We start from the raw sequence: 1,539 nt of genomic DNA, 5'->3' as shown, positions 1-1,539 counted from the left end.
GCCGCTCTGCCGGGCCCCGGGCACCGCGCCGTACAGCGCGTAGCACACGGCGTCGAGCACCGAGGTCTTGCCCGCGCCGGTGGGGCCGTGCAGCACATCAATTTCAAGAAACGGATATGAATATCAAGGAAAAAGAAATGGTTTCATCAATTGTCGATTATCTTGATGAGTTGGATTTATCCAAAAAAAATGAGGTCAAAGATACTGGCGGTTTAGTCGGTGCTGATACGTATACACTAGATTTGAACCGTGGAACAAAATTTGTCAGAAGATACATGATTTATGGCGATTACATCACCATTGGTAAGGATAAAAGACAGCAAGTGATTTATAAAGTGAAACACGATAAACTATCTGATTTACTTAAAACGTTGGACAATTTGGCAGAAGCCAATAATGATAAAGAGGGGGAGTAGAAAATGGCAAAAATAGGTTATGCTCGTGTTTCAAGCAAAGAACAGAACCTAGACCGCCAATTAGACGCCTTACAAGACGTTTCTAAGGTGTTTTCAGATAAGGCAAGCGGACAATCTACTGAACGTCCTCAATTACAAGACATGCTGACTTATTTACGTGAGGGTGATATTGTCGTGGTGACAGAATTAGACCGCTTAGGACGAAATAACAAAGAATTAACCGAACTGATGAACCAAATTCAACAAAAAGGCGCAACGCTGGAAGTCTTAAACTTGCCGTCCATGACAGGGATTGAAGACGATAATTTAAGGCGTTTAATTAATAACTTGATGATTGAATTGTACAAATACCAAGCAGAAAGTGAACGAAAGCGGATTAAAGAACGGCAAGCCCAAGGTATTGCCATTGCCAAACAACGGGGACGATTTAAAGGACGAAAAAAGAAATATTCTTTTAAAGATGAGGGATTGCAACATGCCTTTGACTTATACCAACAAGGATTAACAGAAAAAGAAATCGAGCGTAAAACTGGAATTAATCGAACGACTTTTCGACGTTATCGTCAAAAATATAACGTGATAAGAGAAGGCAGAACAGAATAAGCTGATATTAGCCCTCAGAAGGGCTTTTTCTTTTAACTATGATATTTATTACCAACTCACGTTTAAAATGTCTTAGAATACAAAATATGAGTTTCTAGGACTATTTAAAGCTTTTCATCTAAACAAAGTAGTCACGATCGTGAGGGAGTTTTTCTTAGTGGCAGAATGTATCACATCAAAAAGTAACGTGTACAAGCGGAGCGACAAGAGCAAACAGGGAGTTAAAAATCAGAACACCAATTCAATGGTTTTGACTTTTTCTTTTGACCTTGATTTTAATTTTTGAAAAAAATAAAAAAAGGCGAAGCCTATTTATATTTATCATATATATTTTAATCTTTTGTTCTTTTGCGTGGCTGAAAAGTTAGTGGTAGTGCTTGTGTACAGATTTATAAGCACAGAAAAAACTGTTTATAAGCACAGAAAAAACAGTTTATAAGCACAGAAAAAACAGTTTATAAGCACAGGGTATAATTGATTTACTGTGCTTATAGTGTTATAATAAAAACATAGAGAAATT

2 protein-coding genes and 1 pseudogene are annotated in these 1,539 nt (G+C 37.4%); 2 read left to right on the top strand and 1 reads right to left on the bottom strand.

The window, feature by feature from the left end; translation table 11 throughout:
* Nucleotides 1-96 (bottom strand): annotated as a pseudogene (locus ACWD1Z_RS37555) (AAA family ATPase); the annotation flags it as partial.
* Between the two features lie 20 nt (nt 97-116).
* On the opposite strand from ACWD1Z_RS37555, the gene ACWD1Z_RS37550 reads away from it, so the two are divergent.
* Both ACWD1Z_RS37550 and ACWD1Z_RS37545 read left to right on the top strand, forming a co-directional pair.
* Nucleotides 117-416, top strand: coding sequence for a hypothetical protein (locus ACWD1Z_RS37550; RefSeq protein ID WP_451125412.1), 300 nt, complete (start codon nt 117-119; stop codon nt 414-416).
* 3 nt (nt 417-419) lie between these two features.
* The gene (locus tag ACWD1Z_RS37545; protein ID WP_349235890.1) at nt 420-1,019 is read left to right on the top strand and encodes a recombinase family protein; all 600 of its coding nucleotides are present in this window, start codon (nt 420-422) and stop codon (nt 1,017-1,019) included.
* Nucleotides 1,020-1,539: the final 520 nt, after the last annotated feature.

It is taken from the genome of Streptomyces sp. NPDC002784 (assembly GCF_053592135.1).
Note: the sequence above shows the minus strand (reverse complement) of the source record. Positions and strands in the feature narration are given on the sequence as shown.